1 protein-coding gene is annotated in these 1,008 nt (G+C 38.6%); it reads right to left on the minus strand.

Annotation, left to right across the window (positions count from 1 at the left end):
• Positions 1-270: 270 nt before the first annotated feature.
• Positions 271-882, minus strand: a complete 612-nt coding sequence (locus DLM75_RS24525; RefSeq protein WP_167731809.1) for a hypothetical protein — start codon at positions 880-882, stop codon at positions 271-273.
• Positions 883-1,008: the final 126 nt, after the last annotated feature.

A 1,008-nucleotide genomic window follows, 5' to 3' on the forward strand; every position in this document is an offset into this window, starting at 1 on the left:
CTTGAAATCTTGTCAGCATTTTTTTAAATGCGTTAATATGAAAATTAATTTCCGGGCTATGGCAACTAACGAAAGAGGCTTCTCGACGTTCGCGTTCCCGAAGCGCCTGTGCGCGAAGGGATTGACGGAGGCTTGAGCGAACCTTAGTGAGCGATCAAAAGCCGAACGGCAAAGCGAATGTGGCGAAGCCCGTAGTGAGCCTGAGCGGGAACCGCGAGTGGCGAACGAAGCGAGAAGTCGAAGTTAGGCGATCGTTTTGCTTTATTAAGTCTATTGTTTTAAAACTGATACAACTAATACAATACTTTGCTTATTAGTATAACAACAGCCTAAGTATCTAAAACCCAAGACCGCTGGTTTAGGAACAATTTCAAGCTGGTCGGTTTCTTTATTTAGTTTTAAGGGGAGATCTTCATTTAAAAAAGCAAAAACCTTATTATGAACTGGGAGCCAGTACTTTTTATCTTTTTCCACTACTTCGATTTCTCTTTCAAAGTTTGTTATCCAGGTTCGATAGATACTAACATTGTCTAAATCAGTAATTATTTTTAATGCTTCATCTGAGATATTGCGACTATTGCCAGTATATTCAATTGAAGATGAAAATCTTGTTGGATAACCCATAACAGGTTTTCCGTCAACCAATTCAAGTTCACTAATGCAGTAATTAACCTCTTCTCCTGAATTTGCTCTTTTCCAAGAAATTACATTGCAATCAGGTTTGATAAAGGAGATATATTTGCTAACGAGTGAATTGGGATATTCCTTAATTTGAGGGCTTTCAAACTCCCATTTATTCTTTTTCGATTCAGTTTGTATTTGAATCGTCGAGGCTAAAATTAAGGAAACCGATAAAATGAGCTTAAATAATTTTGATTTCATATTTTCTCCGAATATTGATTTTAAAAGATAAACATTGCAAAATGTCGCCTAACGAAAGAGGCTTCTCGACGTTGCGTCTCCGAGCGCTTGTGCGCGAAGGAGTTGGCACGAGGTTCGAGTGAGCCT

The sequence above is a fragment of the Leptospira stimsonii genome (assembly GCF_003545885.1).
In the GTDB taxonomy this organism is placed as follows: Bacteria; Spirochaetota; Leptospiria; order Leptospirales; family Leptospiraceae; genus Leptospira; species Leptospira stimsonii.

Bases quoted from the DNA above. Each gene is read 5' to 3' on its own strand.
- DLM75_RS24525 (WP_167731809.1), bottom strand. From the start codon at position 882: ATGAAATCAAAATTATTTAAGCTCATTTTATCGGTTTCCTTAATTTTA.